At 66.0% G+C, this 16418-nt stretch carries 11 protein-coding genes; 1 reads left to right on the top strand and 10 read right to left on the bottom strand.

Going from position 1 to position 16418, the window contains the following annotated elements; genetic code table 11:
- Positions 1-6: 6 nt before the first annotated feature.
- Genes NFH97_RS07460 through NFH97_RS07475 form a run of 4 tightly spaced genes read right to left on the bottom strand, consistent with a single transcriptional unit; the run spans position 7 to position 6470 of the window.
- Positions 7-894 (bottom strand): DUF7281 domain-containing protein, encoded by an 888-nt coding sequence (locus NFH97_RS07460; protein WP_052704378.1) that lies wholly within the window; start codon positions 892-894, stop codon positions 7-9.
- Positions 895-907: 13 nt separating this feature from the next.
- Positions 908-2161 (bottom strand): hypothetical protein, encoded by a 1254-nt coding sequence (locus NFH97_RS07465; protein WP_349624626.1) that lies wholly within the window; start codon positions 2159-2161, stop codon positions 908-910.
- Positions 2158-2784 carry a condensin complex protein MksE gene (locus NFH97_RS07470; protein ID WP_045993163.1) on the bottom strand — a complete coding sequence of 209 codons (627 nt, stop codon included), beginning with the start codon at positions 2782-2784 and terminating at the stop codon, positions 2158-2160. Before NFH97_RS07470 ends, NFH97_RS07465 begins: the two co-directional genes overlap by 4 nt.
- Positions 2781-6470, bottom strand: a complete 3690-nt coding sequence (locus NFH97_RS07475; RefSeq protein WP_045993162.1) for an ATP-binding protein — start codon at positions 6468-6470, stop codon at positions 2781-2783. Before NFH97_RS07475 ends, NFH97_RS07470 begins: the two co-directional genes overlap by 4 nt.
- 210 nt (positions 6471-6680) lie before the next feature.
- On the opposite strand from NFH97_RS07475, the gene NFH97_RS07480 reads away from it, so the two are divergent.
- Complete coding sequence (locus NFH97_RS07480; protein ID WP_071211124.1) at positions 6681-7310, top strand: hypothetical protein; 630 nt, start codon at positions 6681-6683, stop codon at positions 7308-7310.
- A gap of 36 nt (positions 7311-7346) precedes the next feature.
- On the opposite strand, the gene NFH97_RS07485 is transcribed toward NFH97_RS07480, so the two are convergent.
- The 6 genes from NFH97_RS07485 to iolE form a co-directional block, all read right to left on the bottom strand.
- On the bottom strand, positions 7347-9176 hold the full coding sequence (locus tag NFH97_RS07485; RefSeq protein ID WP_083970441.1) for a TRAP transporter permease: 1830 nt from the start codon (positions 9174-9176) through the stop codon (positions 7347-7349).
- Between the two features lie 74 nt (positions 9177-9250).
- Positions 9251-10225, bottom strand: coding sequence for a TAXI family TRAP transporter solute-binding subunit (locus NFH97_RS07490; protein ID WP_045993161.1), 975 nt, complete (start codon positions 10223-10225; stop codon positions 9251-9253).
- A gap of 239 nt (positions 10226-10464) precedes the next feature.
- Positions 10465-11469 carry a Gfo/Idh/MocA family oxidoreductase gene (locus NFH97_RS07495; RefSeq protein WP_045993160.1) on the bottom strand — a complete coding sequence of 335 codons (1005 nt, stop codon included), beginning with the start codon at positions 11467-11469 and terminating at the stop codon, positions 10465-10467.
- A 187-nt stretch (positions 11470-11656) separates the two neighbouring features.
- On the bottom strand, positions 11657-13387 hold the full coding sequence (locus NFH97_RS07500) for a purine-cytosine permease family protein (protein ID WP_108131839.1): 1731 nt from the start codon (positions 13385-13387) through the stop codon (positions 11657-11659).
- Between the two features lie 490 nt (positions 13388-13877).
- Positions 13878-15380 carry a CoA-acylating methylmalonate-semialdehyde dehydrogenase gene (locus NFH97_RS07505; protein ID WP_045993158.1) on the bottom strand — a complete coding sequence of 501 codons (1503 nt, stop codon included), beginning with the start codon at positions 15378-15380 and terminating at the stop codon, positions 13878-13880.
- A gap of 64 nt (positions 15381-15444) precedes the next feature.
- Positions 15445-16344, bottom strand: a complete 900-nt coding sequence (gene iolE / locus NFH97_RS07510; RefSeq protein ID WP_045993157.1) for a myo-inosose-2 dehydratase — start codon at positions 16342-16344, stop codon at positions 15445-15447.
- Between the last annotated feature and the right edge of the window lie 74 nt (positions 16345-16418).

Below are 16418 nucleotides of genomic sequence, written 5' to 3' on the forward strand. Positions count from 1 at the left end.
AATGACTCAGCGCAGCGCCACAGCCTCGAGGGGGCCAGCGAACCACTGCTGGCGCAGGCCACGCTGCTGATCGAGGATCAGCGCGAGGTAGTCGCGCAAGGGGTGGGCGGCGGGCAGACGCGCGCAGTGGCGTTCGAGTGCTTTCTTGTACGGTAGCTGCTCCGCGCGTTGGTGCTGTGAGTCGGCCTCGTGCGCTAGCCAGGAAAGGCGTGGCAGCAACATCCCGTCAGCGCCGCTGGAAAGCGCTTCGCGAACACCGGCAGCGTCGAAGTCGCCCAGATACAGGTGCGGTCGCTGGTCGCGAAAGCGCCGCCCCCAGGCCACCACCAAGTCATCGAAGCCCTTGCGATAGATTTTATCACCGCGATAGACCACCAGCGGATTGGCGAAACCACCCAGCTCCGCCTGCGTCACTTTCAACTCATGGACGCTATCCAGATTCTCCACCTGTACCAGGGCGTCGAAGGCGGCAAGCTCAAGCGTTCGCCCATCTACCTCAAGGGTCTCTCTCACAACTGCCGGAAACCCGGGGCGATGCTGGGTGCTTGGTGCGCTCACCAGCACCCGATAGCGTCGGGGTGGCTCGCGCACGTTCTTGTCTTCCCGGATCCCGAGCTTCGCCTGTTCGACCGTGGACAAGCCACTCAGCGACTGCCCCAACCCCGGCTGCTTGAGGCTGTCGAGCATGGCATCAATGTCGGCCAACAGACGCCGGTCAAAGCGCAGCGTCTTCCCCCAGCGATAGCCATCCAGCCAAATATCGTGGGCGTCGCACCAGGCCTCGATATTGGCAATAGCTGCAGTCTCGCGCTTGCGCTCGGTGCGGGGGGAGATATCCAGTTCTCCCTGAATGTTCTTCAGGACATTGCGCGCACGGTTACTCAGTTCGATCACGTATCACCTCTGCCTAGACCACCAGCGCCAGGCTGACGTCGTGGATCAACTGGACGTCGTTGAAGGGCCCGGCCGGGCTCTCGTCGGGGATCAGCCGAAAGGCGCGCTGCTCCTCACGGGGCAGACCCTGGTACTCGGCGATGACCTGAAACAGCCAGATCTCCGGGTCCCACTCGAGTTCGCTCTCGCTCAGGTACGCCAGGGCGCTGGTGCCCGACGAGGCGCCAGCGGCGGGTGCCTGCTCGTCGACCACGTCCAGGTAGAAGCGCTCGACGTCCTGCTTGAGCGCCTGCTGGCGGGCCTCGACCATGCTCTGCGCCTCGACCATGGCAGGGCCTGCCACCTCAGCCTGCTCCGGCCGGTGGACCGCCACCGGCAACTGGTGCAGCAGCCCCGTGAGCACCTCGGCGTCGCGATGGTGATCCAGCGCCGGGGCGGCGGCGGCGTGCAGCGGGCTTGCGTGGTTGAACAGCTCCGGCACCTCGCTGCGGCGGGTGTAGTTGCCCGGCACAAAGCCCGGATGCTCACGCAGGAAGGCGGCCATGCCAGCCACCAGCCGGCTCTGCTTCTGCTGCTGACGAAAGCGCGCCATCAGCTCGATCAGTCTTCCCTGGACCTCGCGCAGGTTGGTGTAGTGCTGGCTCAACTGCTGCTGCAGCTGGCTGATCAGCAGCTTGCGCAGGGAGCCGTCGCTGCCGACCAGATCGATCAGCTCGTCGAAGTCGATCAGCGCCATGCCGTCGAGCAGGCGCACGATCTGCTTCTGGGCGCGGTCGTTCTCGCGGATCTTATCGTTGAGTCGGCTGACGAAGCCGAAGTCACTGTTGAGCCGCTGCCACAGGCTGTCGATGGCGTCGGCGAAGCGGCCGTTGAGGTCGTCCACCTCCTGGCGCAGACGCAGCATCAGCGGCCCCTGCTGCCAGTGCTCGCCCAGGCTGACCGCCTCGCGGTAGCTCTGCACCAGGTTGCGGATCTGCTCCAGGGTCTCGCCGACGTCGGCGTTGACGTGGCGGCGGGTCTCGTCGGCCAGCATCTCGGCGATCAGCTCGCGCACCTTGGGGGTCAGCTTGACCGCGCCGTGCTCGTCGGGCCGCCACACAATCCGCGCCGCCAACAGCTTGCGCAGAGCGCCTTCGGTGAGGGTCTCCAGCGGCACCTCGTCGCGGATATAGCCCTGCATCAGCACGTCGGCGTAGCGCCCCAGCAGCGACAGCCGCTCGGTGCCGGTGGCAACCAGCCGGCTCTCGAGCGAGTGTTCCTCGCTCATAGCAGCGTCTCTTGGCGGGCCGGCGCCTCGTCATCCACCGGCAGGTTCTCTTCATCGCGGATAAAGCGCACCAGCTCCACCAGATAGTCGATCTTGGCGGTCACCAGAAAGACCTGGCGGTCGGCGTGGGGCTGCAGCAGGTAGCCGTGCTCCTTCAGACGCTTGAACACCTGCTTCATCTGGGCGTCGAGCTGCTCGCTCTGGGAGCCGAAGAAGGGATCGGTGGCCAGCCGCTCCAGGCGCTCGCGCAGGCTCTGGTTGTCCTCGCACTTGGCGCTGAACTCGGCGGGCTTGAGCACGTCGCCGGGGGCCGCCAGGGAGTCCTGGCCCAGCGCCTCCTGCACCAGCTGCAGCCATTCGAGCAGCGGCAGCAGGCTGTTGACGGTCTCGCCGAGCTGGCGCGACAGCTGCTCGCGGGCGTCTTCGTTGAGCTGACGCCAGGCCAGAAAGTGGACGCTGCGATCCTCGTTGGTGGCCAGGCGGCGGTTGAGCGGGCGCAGGTAGATGTCGATCTGCTCGCGCACCTCCTCGTCCTGGAGCTTGCGAAAGGCGCTCTCGTCGCTGACGGCGCAGATGAACTCGCCGGCCAGCAGCCGTTCGAGCAGGGGACCATGTTCGATCATTGGGTGACCTCCTCGGCGCTGCGCTGCTTGAGACGCTGAGCCAGCTTGCTCAACCGCGGTTCGATGCGCTTGAGCCGGCGCCGGCCCGGCTGGGCGGCGTCACGGTCGATCAGGTAGCGGTTGTGGAACAGCAGCAGCACGTCGGACTCCGGGTTGGGGAAGGCGCCGACGATGTGGATATGGTTGCTGTCGCAGGCCTCGAACAGCTTCTCGACGTTGTGATAGGCCAGGGTGCCGATCTCGTCGATGGGCCAGTGCACGCTGATCTCGGCCTGGCCGCGCAGCAATCGGGTAAAGGCCAGCAGGAACTTGCACAGGATCAGGTAGGCCATGCCATGGCTCGAGGATTCGAGCAGTTGGCGATCGTTCTTGATCACCAGGTCGGTGCCGCCCTCGTTAAGGTGCAATTCCAGGCGCAGCAGGCTCTCGAAGCTGTACTGCTGGTCGCTGCGCAGCAGGTCGACCACGTCGGCCAGGGCATTGAGGTAGTCGTCCCCCGGCAGTCCGCCGGTCTCCTGCCAGTCGCGATAGTCCTGGGCGAAGCGCTTGAGCGGCTCCCAGAAGCCCAGCTCGTCGATGGTCGACTGAATGCGCACTTCGGCCTTGGTGATGCCCTCCAGGCGCAGGTCGTCGGCGACCTCTTCGGACAGCCGCCGACTCTGGGCACTGATGCGCCGGTTGAGGTCACGAAAGACGGTAAAGAACTTGTCCAGATCGGCGCCGAGATTGCGCCCCTGCTGGACCAGCTGCTGCTGCTGGTCCTCGAGCAGCTTGAGCATCCCGCGCAGCAGCGGCAGCAGCCGGCGCGGGCTGGGCTCGGCACCGTCGGCGGCGTCATCCTCGCGCAGCTTGGCGCGCTCGGCGCTCATGGTATCGACAAAGCCGGTGCTGGCGCCCTTGATCAGCTCGCTTTCGACCTGCTCGCAGCCCTTGCGCAGGGCGTCCATCTCGCGCCCACGCTCCGACAGCGCCTGGCGGGTGCGCTCGATGCGCTCGTGGACGTCGCCGGGGGCATCGTGCCGGGGCGCTGGAGAGGGGTCCAGCGGCAGTTGCTCGACCTGCACCAGCAGTGGCTTCAAGGCGTCGATCACCTCGGCCTCGGCGCTGCGTTGGGCCTTCAGTTCGCCCAGCGCCTGCTGGTGGGCGGCGCGGTCGGACTGGAATTCGGCCTTGCGCTGCTCTCGTTCGCGCTCGGCACCCTCCTTGTCGCGTACCAGCCGGGTTTCCTTGTCGACCAGCTCGGGCTTGCGCTGGCCCCAGTCCAGGCGCATGAAGCGGCGATAGTCTTCCAGCTGCTCCTGGCGCGAAGCGGTCAGCCGGATACGCTCGTCCAGCGAGGCCAGTCGCGCCTTGGTGTCCTTCAGCGAGGCCAGGTCCACGCCCTGCTCCTGCAGTTCACGGTCGAAGGCCGCCTCTAGCTCCTTGCGCTGGCGCTGATGCTCGCTCTTCTGGTCGCTCTGGTACTGCTTCAACTGGCGGATCTGGTCATCGACGCCGTCGAGGCGGCTCTGGCCGTCGGCCTTCACCTCCAGCATCTGCGCCTGGTGGGTCTTGGCCAGGGTATCCAGGGCGGCGCGCTTCTCCTCCTTCAGCCCATCGTGGCTGGCGCGCTGGGCGGCCAGCGCCTCCTCCAGGCCCTGACGCCGCGCCTTCTGCTGGCGGGCGTGACGCTCCTGCAGCTGGCTGCGCGCGTCGCGGGCGTAGTCGACCTCGGACTCGGCGCGCTTGAGCTCCATGCGCGCACGGCGCACCGCTTCCTCGGCGGACTGCACCCGCTCGTTGGCCGCCTTCATCTGGCGCTCGGCGGCCTGCACCGCGCTCTCGGCACGCACCTGGGCGGCCTCGGCCTGCTCGATGGCGGCCAGCAGGCTGGCCTCCTCCTGGGCGTACTCGGGCACCTCGACCGCGGCCAGATCCAGGCCCACCCCGAACAGCTCATCGTGGTCCTGCTCGCCGACACGGGGCGACAGGTCGCGGCGCTCCAGCAGCTCCGGCGCGATCACCTTGCCCAGACGCTGCTCCCAGCCGGGACGATGGAAGCGCAGGAAATGACGCAGTGTGCCCTGGGCCGGATCACGTTGCTGGTGCAGGCCATAGGTGTGAGCTTCGGCCCTGGCGAGCTGATGACGGGCCTCGTCGAGTTCCTTTTCGGCCTGATCACGGGCGCGCTTGAGGGTGTCGAGCTCCTCGCGCAGCGCCCCCAGCGTCTCGCTCGCCGCCTCGCGGTCGGTCTGGGCCTGGTCGAGGCGAGCCTGGGCCAGCTCCGCCTCCTGGATTTCCTCGGCGCTGGCAGCGCTGGCGGCCAACTGGGCCTTGAGCTCGGCCAGCCGCTCGACGCCGCTTTCCAGGCGCTCACGGTAGCTCTCGTCGAGCTCCTGGCGCTGCTGCTGGTAGCGCTGTTCGAGCTCGCTTTCCTGACGCCACTGCTGGTCACGCAGCTCTTCGCGGGTCTCGCCCAGCTCGTCGATGCGCGCCTGGGTCTCCTCGGTCTGGCGGGCCAGCTCATCGCCCAACTCACGCAGGCGTCCTTCAAGGCGTGACTGGCTTTCCTGGAAGGCGTTCTGCATCACCGCCAGGTGCTCGCGCAGCTGCTGGCTCTGGTCGCGCCACTGGGGCAGCGCCTGGACGTCACGCTCCAGCGCCGGCATGTCGGCCTCCTCGTAGGCCTCGAAGGTCGCCTGCAGGTCAGAAAGCTCGCGCTGGGTCTGCTCCAGCTCGCTGGTCATCTCGCTCAAGCGGTCGTTGAGGGCATCGCGGGCCTGTTCGTAGGCGGCTTCACGCTCCTGGAACTCGCGCTGGCGGTTGCCGATCTCGGCCTCGGCGTCGGCCAGGGTGCGCTCGGCGCGGTGGCGGTCGGCCTCGAGCTGGGGCTTCAACTGCCACAGGGTCGTCTCGCGCTCGGCGATCTCCTGATCGAGCTCATCGAGCTTGCCAAGCGATCGCTCCAGCGGTTCCAGTCGCTTGGACTGGCGCATCTGGGCGATCCACTCCCGCGCCTTGGTATTGCGGATGCGGGTCACCGGCAGTTCGACGCCGTCCTCCTCGAAGATCGCCGCCAGCATGGTCTTGAGGGTATCCATCTTGCCCTCCTTGGCGTGCACCGCGCTGATCAGCTTCTCCATATGACGGATGCGATGCTCCGGCTTGACCAGGCTGAACTGGGCAGCCATCTGGCGAAGGCGCAGGCTTTCCTTGCGGTTGCCCTGCTGGTGGGTGAAGTCGTTCTGGATCACCGAACGAAACTCCGAGGTAGCGCCGAGCTTGGGCGACACCGGAATTCCCTCACGACGCAGCTGGCTGGCCCAGTCGCTGTAGTCCAGCGCCGCCACCCCGGCCTCGCTCTCCACCAGATAGTGCCCGGGCTGGTAGGGCGCACCGACAAAGCGATACTCGACGCCACCGTCGCTCTTGCGGGTCAGCACCGCCTGGCAGACGTTGCCCGCCTCGCGGCGGTACTCGTAGATCAGGTAGCTGTTGCGGTTGGGCAGATAAAAAGCGTCGAACTTCTTGCGGGTCTTGGGCACCACCTTGTTGGGCAGCTCACCGTAGAACACCGGGACCAGCCGCTGCAGCGTGGTCTTGCCCGAGGCGTTGGTGCCGCAGATGTTGGTATGGCCGTCGACGTCCAGCTCGACCACCCCCTCGAGGTGGCCGTGGATCATCACGATGCGCAACAGGTGAGCCATTGGGATTCCTTGATCGCTTGCCCGGTAGGAGGGCTATTCTGCCAGAGACGAAGCGCCCTGACAGTGCGACCAGAGTTGCCCGACAGCAAGCTTTCGCCTACAAGGTTCCTGCGACAGGGAGAGCCCGACGCCCCCCCGTCACCCCGAACGACTCCTTGCTCCGCATCCATCAATGGCTATCCACGCACCACACCACAGGGGAAGACCGCCATGCACTTCGCCACCCTCGGCCCCGAGGACAGCAACCACGCCCTGGTGCTCGCCCGCTACCTCGACGATCGCAGGCTCAAGGAGCCTGACCTCACCGACATCGAGCCCCGGATCAGCCTGGTGGATGACTTCATCGGCGCCTTCGAGGAACTGGTCGCCGGGGGCTACGACTATGTGCTGCAGGTCAGCGCCCACCCCAGCCACGCCGACTGCGTCGGGCGCTTCATGCATCGCGCCTTTCCGGTGGACGCCTTCATCGCCCCCAGCCGCCCGCTGGCGCTGGTAGCCCGCGCTGACGTGGCCCAGCCGAAAAGCGTGCTGCGACAGCCCGCCACCCGCCACTACACCGACCTTTCGACCTTCGCGGAACACGACGCCCCCACCATCGTCGCCGCCCTCGAGCAACTGCTGGACGGCCAGGCCGACGCCGCCATCGTCGCCGAGGACGCCATCGAGCGTCATCCCGACCGGCTGCGGCTGATTCAGCCCCTGGGGCCCGCCCTGGATACCTGGATCCTTTACGCCAATCGGCCCCTGTTCCCGGACAGGGAGCAGGGGCCGATGCTGGGCGCCAACGACGCCATGGCAGAGCACTTCAGGGAAACGAGTCGTCGCGCGGATCGAGGCTAAACCTGACGGAGCGACGCGATACTTGCCACCACGCTTTTACACCGGCCAGGGTACGAAGATGACACCGAGCCCGAGTGCCACCAGGGCAGCCCTGAGCCACCAGGCGAAACGCCCGATCAGCCCGTAGGACACCAGGCCGAGGCCGATCAGCACGCCCAGGGTGGTGGCCAGGGCAGCGAAGACGCCGGAGCCAAGGTCGAGCAGCGCCGGGTGCGCGACCATCGCCAGCGGAATGACGTAGAGCCCGACCCCCAGCGCCATGGCCTTGCCCGCCACCTTCAGCCAGTTCTCGTCGGCCATGCCGGCGGCGATGAACACCGCACCACATACCGGTGGGGTGATGGTGGACAGCAGCGCGAACCAGAACACGAACAGGTGGGCGGTCAGCAGCGGCAGGCCCAGTTCGGTCAGCGCCGGCCCCGCCACCGAGACGCAGATGACGTAGGCGGCGGTAGTCGGCACCTCCATGCCCAGCACCAGGCAGGCCAGGGCGGTAAGCAGCAGCGCCGGCCACAGCTGCCCACCGGACAGCGACAGTATCGCCGAGGTGACCTTGACCCCGAGCCCGGTCAGCGACAGCACCCCGATGACCAGGGAGGCGCACAGGATGATCGCGCCGATGACCGCGATCTGGCGCCCGGCGGTCAGCGCTGCCTGGGCCAGGCGGGCGCGGAACTCCGTCCCCGACACCTTCAGCTCGGTGTTCATGGCCAACAGCGCAAGGCCTGCGAAGATCGCCACGCTGGCGGCGTACTGGGGGGTATTGCCGGCGTGGAAGATGCGCTCGAGCAGGATCGCAAAGGGCACCGCGAAGAAAAGTGCGGTGGTGATCACCTCACGCGCTGCCGGGCGGTCCTCGGCGGCCACCGGCTTGAGATCGAAACGGGTGGCGAAGGCGTTGATGCCGAGCCACACCGTGGCGAAGTAGAGAAAGGCCGGCAGCAGCGCCGCGGCCATGATCTCGGTGTAGGGGGTGCCGGTCAGCTCGACCATGACGAAGGCCCCTGCGCCCATCAACGGCGGCATGATCTGGCCCCCGGACGAGGCCACCGCTTCCACCGCCGCCGCCAGCGAGCGTGGATAGCCGAGTCGCGCCATGGACGGGATGGTGATGGCTCCGGTGGAAGCTACGTTGGCCGACGCCGAGCCCGAGATCGAGCCCATCAGCGCACTAGAAATCACCGATACCTTGGCGCCGCCACCGGTCAGGCGGCCCGCCGCGGCGCCGGCCAGGTTCATGAAGCCACGCCCCGCCTCGCCCGCGTTGAGCACCGCACCAAAGATCACGAAGATCGCCACCACCGAGACACTGACCCCGGTCAGCTTGCCCCACAGCCCGCCCTCGGCGATGGTCAGCGAACCGACCAGGCTGGCCATGGGCAGGCCAGGATGACCAAACTCGCCGGGCACGTACTGGCCCAGGGCCGCATAGCCCAGCGCGATCGCGGTCACCAGCGGCAGCGGCCAGCCGATGGCACGCCGGGCGGCCTCCAGCGCCACCACAATCAGCAGTAGACCCACCGCCATCTGCAGGGGGGTGTCGATAAAGCCGTACTGGCCGCTCAGGGCGTCCTCGTTCAAGGCAATATAGCCGCAGGCGGCGATACCGAGGGCGGTCAGCCCCAGGCCGCTGATGCGCTGCCACGGCGTGCGGGCGGAAAACACCAGCACCCAGGGCAACACCAGCGCCATGTGCAGTGGCCGACTGATCAGTGCCGGCGTCAGGCCGTGGAAGATCAACCCCAGGTGAAACACCACCGACAGGGCACCGAGCGCGATCCATAACGGGGCACCCGGCCACGGCGAACGAACAGGGTCACGCGCGTCAGCCGCTGCGGCCGACGAAGAAGCGTCGCTTGAGTTCATGAATTCAGCACATCATCGATGAAACGGAGCGGGCCCACAGGGGCCCGCCGGGTCGAGATCTGGGCAGGATCGTCTCAGCGCAGGGCCTCGGGCACCTTCACGTCGACCTCGTCGTAGTAGCGCAGGGCGCCGGGGTGCAGCGGCCCCTCGAGGTTGGTCAGCATCTGCGGCGAGATCGCCTGCCACCAGGGCGAGGTCTCGGCCATGGCCTCGCGGCGCTCCCAGAAGGTCCTGGTCAGGGTGTAGGCGGTGTCCTCGTCCATCGCGCTGGTGGTGTAGGCCACCACCGGCAGCGAGGTGGTCAGCACGTCCTCGTCGATACCGGCGTAGGTGCCGGCGGGGATGGTCTGGGGCGCGGCGCCGGTGGCCTCGACCTGTGCTTCGGTGAACGACACCAGGCCGACATCATGGCTCGCGGCGGTCTCGATCACGTTGGGTGCCGGGAAGGAGCTGGCGGTGGCAAAAGCGTCGATCTGGCCGTTCTTGAGCGCGTCGGGGGCGCTGCCCACGTCGGCATCGTCGACCTCGACCTGGTCGGCGAGCTCGAATAGCTCGAGATAGCGTGCGGCCTCGCGGGCACCGAAGGAGCCCTGGCCGATCAGCAGGTGCTTGCCGGCCAGTTCATCGATGCCGAGGGTGTCCTGCTCGCCCGCCACCACGAAGTGCATGGTCAGCGAGGGAATCGGGAAGAGTGCACGAATGTCCTGCAAGCGCGGATGGTTGCGACTCTCGAACGGGCCGGTACCCTCGCGGGCGCGGGTCACCAGGCCGGGCGGTGAGGTGAAGACGTAGTTGCCGGGACGCGCCATCACCTCCATGACGTTCTGCACCGAGCCCTGGCTCTCTTCCAGGGTCAGGGTCATGTCACCCTCGGTGCCGGCCTTGATCGCCTCGGACAGCTCCACTCCCATCTGGTAGTAGGCGGTGCCGGCGGAGGCGGACTTGTAGGTCAGGCGGGTCTGGGCGTGGGCGCTTGCGGCGGTCAGCACGACGCTACCGGCGAGCACAGCCGTCAGGGCCTTGAGGCCACGGCTTCGAAGATGACGCATTGAGGGGGTCTCCAGTCGACAGCGGGCGTGGCCAGTGCCTCGTTTTGCTTATGCTCCCGCCAGGCTTCAGGATCTGGCGGGAATGGCCGGCCAACAGCATATTCGACTGGCGTGATTCGTGCCACGGCGCCAAGACACTCGTGGCCCCAAGAAAAAGTCGCGGGCGCCGAGCATAGCGACGCCCGTGGCCAATGATGTCAGACGCCCGCGCTATCAGGGCAGGCAGCGTGACACCAGTTTCAGCGGTAGAAGGCGGGACGCTCGGCCAACGCGATCGGCTCGACCTGCTGCGAATGCCGCGCCTTGACGCAGGCGTCACTGGTCACCGCCGCCACATAGCCATCCCAGGCGGTAGGGCCATGCCGCTCGCCCTTGGCGGTGGCATCGACCCACTCCTGAAACTCCACATCGAAGGCGTCGATAAAGCGGTCCTTCCAGTGGGTGATCACGCCCAGAGAATCCCGTGCGCTGTGACGCAGCGGCACGCTCGCCGGTTGCGGCAGATCGGCAACGCCGCTCTCCCCCACCAGTTCGCAGCGAATGTCATAGCCGTACTGGCAGTTGAGGAAGCTCTCGATGGTGATGACCATGCCCTTGCGGGTGCGCAGGATGATCAGCGAGGGGTCCTGCAGATCACCCTCCACCAGGCTGGAAACCCGCGGCTGGATGACCTGGGCGCTGACGTAGTCGTCCTCCAGCAGCCAGCGCATCACGTCGAACTCGTGGACGCAGGAATCGATCAGGCCCGCATCGCCGGAGAAGTTGGCCTGGGCATTGCGATGCGCGCACTTGGCGATCAGCGGCTGGCCGATGCCACCCTCGTCGAGCAGCGCCTTCAGCTGGCGGTAAGCCCAGTCGAAACGGCGCATGAAGCCTACCTGGACCAGCGCACGACCCGAGGCAATCTCGGCCTCGACGATACGCAGGCAGCCCTCGGCGGTGGTGGCCAGTGGCTTTTCGCAGAATACCGGCTTGCCCGCCTCGATGGCGGCCAGTACGAATTCCTCGTGGGTCGGTCCCCAGGAGGTCACCACCACGGCGTCGACCTCGGCGGCGTTGATGACGTCGTGGCCGCTGGCATAGGCCCTGGCCTCGATGCCGACCTCGTCGATGGCGGCCTGCGCCTGCTCGAGGCCGACATCACTGGCGGCCACCACCCTCGCACCCTTGAGGGTATGGTTCAGCCGGCGCATATGTTCCTTGCCGATGGCTCCGGTACCGATGATGCCGATAGATAGCGTCATGTCTGGCTCCTTTCTGTTATTGACCACTTGTTGAAATCGCACCTGCTGCCCTCCCATGGGTCGAAAACGTCGTGTGGGCAGCGTCGAGGCTCTACCAGCGTCGCGGCGCTGGTGCCAGAGCCAGGTGGCGTGGCCGCCCGATCGCTCGGGCGGCCATGTCACTTAGCCTTGTTGAGGGTTGGGGTCATCACACATGGGGATCGTCTGCGGCAAGCGCCGCCGCCGGGCGACGACGATGAATCCAGATCGAAGCGCACACGAAGTACACCAGCGACAGCGGAATCACCAGCCACTTGAAGGTTTCCACGTAGTCGACGACAGCGGCGTTGTCACCGGTCCATGACCACAGTGCCGCCAGGATGATGATCACCAGGCAGGCAAACGAGATCAGGTACAGCGGATCACGACGATTGACCGCGGGCTGCGCCTGGGGCGACTCGCCGGGCAGTTCCGGCGGATCCACCGGGCCATAGGCCTCTTCGTAATAGTCGATACCGGACTCGGTGTTCGCGCCCATCCGGCGGCACAGCAGCGGGTAGAGCAGAAAGCTCAGGGTCCACACCGGGAGAAACACGACAAACAGATGCACCTGGGGCAGGGCAATGAGCACGACGCCGAGGATCACCCCGATGGCCCAGGTCAGCATGGCCGGACGATTGTCCTCGAGCCCCTGATGTTCGCGCCACAGCGGGCGGATCGACAGGCGCGGCAGCAGGAAATGCTCGGCGGCGATGATCGCGCCGATGGGGGCCATCATCATCACGAAGTAGGACAGGACGTTGAGCAGCGAACCGAAGACGAACGGGAAGCAGGCGACGACCGTGGTGGCAGCCCCCACCACCAGGGCAACGTTGAACGGCTTGTGACGATGGAACACCGCCTGGAATGCGAGCCCAGAGCGATAGAGGCTGGGGATCGAAGTGGTCCAGCCGGCGATCACTACCGCCACCAGCCCCATGGCGCCGAGCAGACGGAAGGCGATGGCGCCCGGATCAAGATCGACCATGGCTTCCTTGAGCAGCATCGCCGAGGTGGCGCCAAGGATGCCCGCACAGACCCAGGCCATGAAGTGGCCGATGTACATGCCAGAGGCCGAAAAGTAGCCGTAGGAGGACTTGCGCGCGAAGCGCAGGATGCTCATGTCGCTCATGCCGAGGTGCATCGGCAGGTTGATGCCCCAGGCCCAGGCGGCGATGACCCACATGTTGATGCCAGGCTCGCCTTCGGGAGTAACGCCGGTCCACACCAGTGCACCGAGCACATTGCCCAGGCCATCGATGCCTTGCTCGGCGCCCAGGTGGGTGACGATGGGGATCGACAGGATACCGCTGACCAGGAACATGATCGCCATCCAGGGCGCGCATACGGTGGAAAAGTTGGCGATGCGCTTGAAGCCCTTGAGTGTCAGCCAGACGGTAAAGGCGCCGACCAGCAACGCCAGGATCACGAAGCTGGCACTGGTGGGATAGAGTCCCACCTGGGGCGGAATATCGGTCAGCACCCGGAAGGCCGAGGCCGAGACCGTGATCATGGCGCCGGCGATGACGGCGTAGAAGACACCATTGAGGATGTTGTAGACGGTGGAAATTTTCTTGCCGGCAAGCCGGGCCAGGAACCAGTACACCGTCATGCGGGTGCGGGTAGCCACCGGACTGCAGATCCAGGCCCAGGACAGCACCGCCATGAAATTACCGAGAATCAGGCCCCAGATCAGATCACCGGTGGAAACACCTAAGGTGACCAGCGCTGCGCCGATGACGAATTCGGTGCCGGCCACGTGCTCACCGGAGTAGGCCCCGAGAAAGTACTTGCCGCTCAACTGCCGGCTGGGGGGAATGCGTTGATATTCGAGCTCTTCGCTCTGGGCGTTGTCGTCCGCTGTCGCGGTCGCCTGCGCCCCTGCCGCTTCTGTGCTCATAACGTTGTCCACTTGTTATTGGAGGATCGATGGCCCTTGTGACCGGTTGCAAACGGTCAGGACTCCAACCTCGGCGGTCCATGCTTTTCCACGGCCCGCACCAAATGAAACATACATTCCGAAAGAAAAAACAACAAACCAAACGTTCTATACTTTAGTCGACTCGAACGCCTGATCCGACAAAATTGTAAATAACGTAATCCATGACGACACCTTTAACTGAATTGGCGCACACAAACATCATCTATCCGCCTTAACCACTCGCTCCAGTCCCACGCTTCAACACCTGCCGCGATAGCCAAAAAGAAGGCGCCGGATTCAGCGCCTTGGCAAGCGTGAAACGGCGCAACCGGATAGCATCCGCCCCCGGTACGCCGCAGCATCGCCGACGGGACAGGGCACCAACGCCGAAGCGGGACGCTTGATGCATCGCCAAGGCGACACACGCACCGCTACGGCGTCATACGCAGTCACAGGACCACAGCTACAGCTACAGCGTCGGCATGGTGAAGTGACCGCCGCTATCACGTACCTCGCTGGGCCAGCGCTGGGTGATGGTCTTCATGCGGGTGTAGAAGCGCACGCCGTCGGGGCCATGCATATGCAGCGGGCCGAACAGCGAGCGCTTCCAGCCGCCAAAGCTGTGAAAGGCCATGGGCACCGGGATCGGCACGTTGACGCCGACCATGCCGACCTGAATGCGCTCGCAGTACTGGCGAGCGGCGGCGCCGTCACGGGTAAAGATGGCGGTACCATTGCCGTATTCGTGGTCGTTGACCATGGCCAGGGCGTCTTCGAAGCTGTCGACGCGGGCGATCGCCAGCACCGGGCCAAAGATTTCCTCGCGGTGGATGCGCATGCCCGGCGTGACGTGGTCGAACAGCGACCCCCCGACGAAGAAGCCATTGCCGGCGTTGTCGATAGTCGCCTCGCGTCCGTCCACCACCAGCTCGGCGCCCTCGTCGACGCCGGCCTGGATATAGCCGACCACCTTGTCCAGGTGAGCGCGGGTGACCAGCGGCCCCATGTCGTGGTCGGGCCCCTCCTTGATGCCGGGGCCGACGCTCAGCGTCTGCAGCCGTTCGACCAGCTTGGCGCGCAACCGCTCGGCGGTCTCCTCGCCCACCGGCACCGCCACCGAGATCGCCATGCAGCGCTCGCCGGCGCTGCCGTAGGCCGCGCCCATCAACGCATCCACCGCCTGGTCGAGGTCGGCATCGGGCATCACCACCATGTGGTTCTTGGCGCCGCCCAGCGCCTGAACCCGCTTGCCGTGGGCAGACGCCGTGGCGTAGATGTATTCGGCGATGGGCGTCGAGCCGACGAAGCTGACCGCCTGCACCCGCTCATCGGTGAGCAGCACGTCCACGCTCTCCTTGTCGCCATTGACCACGTTAAACACGCCGTCCGGCAGGCCGGCTTGCTTGAGCAGCTCGGCCAGACGCATCGGCGTGGACGGATCCTTCTCCGATGGCTTCATCACGAAGGTGTTGCCACAGGCCAGCGCCACCGGGAACATCCACATCGGTACCATGGCCGGGAAGTTGAACGGTGAGATGCCGGCGCACACGCCCAGCGGCTGCATCAGCGAGAAGCTGTCGACACCGGTGCCGACGTTGAGGGAATGTTCGCCCTTCTGCAGGTGCGGTATGCCGCAGGCGAATTCCACCACCTCGAGCCCGCGTGTCAGCTCGCCCTTGGCGTCGGAGAACACCTTGCCGTGCTCGGAGGAAATCAGCCGCGCGATCTCGTCGGCGTGCTCTTCCACCAGCGCCTTGAACTTGAACAGAATGCGTGAACGCTTGAGCGGTGACATTTTGGCCCAGCCGGGGAAGGCTTCGTCGGCGACGCGGATGGCGTCACGGGTCTCGTCGGCGCTGGACAGTGCTACCTGACGTGTCACCTCGCCGCTGGCCGGGTCGAAGACCTCGGCAGTGCGGCCACTGTGGCTGGCCTGGGGCTGGCCGGCGATAAAGTTGCCCAGAATGGTCATGCGGTGCTCCTGATACAAAGAGTTATCGAACAGATGACTGAAGACATCGGCACGGGGGTCGCTGTCACGAGGCCAGGGCCAGCCCGGCCTCGTCGCAGCAGCGTGCAAGATGGTCATAGCCCTTGCGGGCATAGGTCAGTGGATGGGCCACGGCGGGATCCTGCTCGGCCTCCACCACCACCCAGCCCTGGTAGTCGTGCGCGACCAGCCCCTGGAACAACCGGCCATAGTCGATGAAGCCATCACCGGGCACGGTGAACATGCCGTCCAGTACCCCTTCCAGGAAGCTCCGGTTGCGGTTGCGCACATCGGCCAGCACCTCGGCACGGATATCCTTGCAGTGCACATGGTTGACGCGTGCAGCGTGACGCTCGAGCACGCCGAACGGATCGCCACCGGCAGCCACCAGGTGGCCGGTGTCCAGCAGCAGGCCCAGCGCCGGTCCGGTGGCCGCCATCAGCCGGTCGATGTCGGCCTCGGATTCCACCAGCGTTCCCAGATGGTGGTGATAGGCGATCTGCACGCCCTCGCGCTGGCAGTGTTCGGCCACCTGGTCAAGGCGCTCGGTAAACAGCGTCCATTCCTCGTCGCTCATGGTGGGGCGATGGCTCAGCGGTACCCCCATCTGTCCATGCACGCAGCGCGAGACCTCGCAGAACACCATGACCCTGGCGCCGAGCGCCTTGAGCAGTTCCAGATGGGGCGTCAGCGCTGCGATCTCCTCCTCGGCGCTGCGGGTCAAAAGCTCGGCGCTGTACCAGCCTGACACCAGCGACAGTTGGTGACGCTCGAGGATCGGCCCCAGGGTGGCGGCGTCGCGGGGGAACTTGTGGCCCAGCTCGAAGCCGTCGAAACCGGCCTCTCGTCCCTCGGCGAGGCAGGTCTCCAGCGGGGTGTCTCCGCCCAGCGAGGGCAGGTCATCATTGGTCCAGGTCAGGGGGTTGATGCCCAGTCTTATGCTCATGGCGTCCTCCGGCGTTCGGTGCTCCAGGCGCCGGCGCGCCTGGAATATTTGGTTGTTGTGGCAGAGCGGACTCG

Origin of the sequence: Halomonas sp. SCS19 (genome assembly GCF_040147015.1) — a bacterium.
In the GTDB taxonomy this organism is placed as follows: Bacteria; Pseudomonadota; Gammaproteobacteria; order Pseudomonadales; family Halomonadaceae; genus Halomonas; species Halomonas litopenaei.

Excerpts from the sequence above, each read along its gene's own strand:
- NFH97_RS07465 (WP_349624626.1), bottom strand. The coding sequence starts at position 2,161 with ATGAGCGAGGAACACTCGCTCGAGAGCCGGCTGGTTGCCACCGGCACC.
- NFH97_RS07470 (WP_045993163.1), bottom strand. The coding sequence starts at position 2,784 with ATGATCGAACATGGTCCCCTGCTCGAACGGCTGCTGGCCGGCGAGTTC.
- NFH97_RS07475 (WP_045993162.1), bottom strand. The coding sequence starts at position 6,470 with ATGGCTCACCTGTTGCGCATCGTGATGATCCACGGCCACCTCGAGGGG.
- NFH97_RS07480 (WP_071211124.1), top strand. The coding sequence starts at position 6,681 with ATGCACTTCGCCACCCTCGGCCCCGAGGACAGCAACCACGCCCTGGTG.
- NFH97_RS07485 (WP_083970441.1), bottom strand. The coding sequence starts at position 9,176 with ATGAACTCAAGCGACGCTTCTTCGTCGGCCGCAGCGGCTGACGCGCGT.
- NFH97_RS07490 (WP_045993161.1), bottom strand. The coding sequence starts at position 10,225 with ATGCGTCATCTTCGAAGCCGTGGCCTCAAGGCCCTGACGGCTGTGCTC.
- NFH97_RS07495 (WP_045993160.1), bottom strand. The coding sequence starts at position 11,469 with ATGACGCTATCTATCGGCATCATCGGTACCGGAGCCATCGGCAAGGAA.
- NFH97_RS07500 (WP_108131839.1), bottom strand. The coding sequence starts at position 13,387 with ATGAGCACAGAAGCGGCAGGGGCGCAGGCGACCGCGACAGCGGACGAC.
- NFH97_RS07505 (WP_045993158.1), bottom strand. The coding sequence starts at position 15,380 with ATGACCATTCTGGGCAACTTTATCGCCGGCCAGCCCCAGGCCAGCCAC.
- iolE (WP_045993157.1), bottom strand. The coding sequence starts at position 16,344 with ATGAGCATAAGACTGGGCATCAACCCCCTGACCTGGACCAATGATGAC.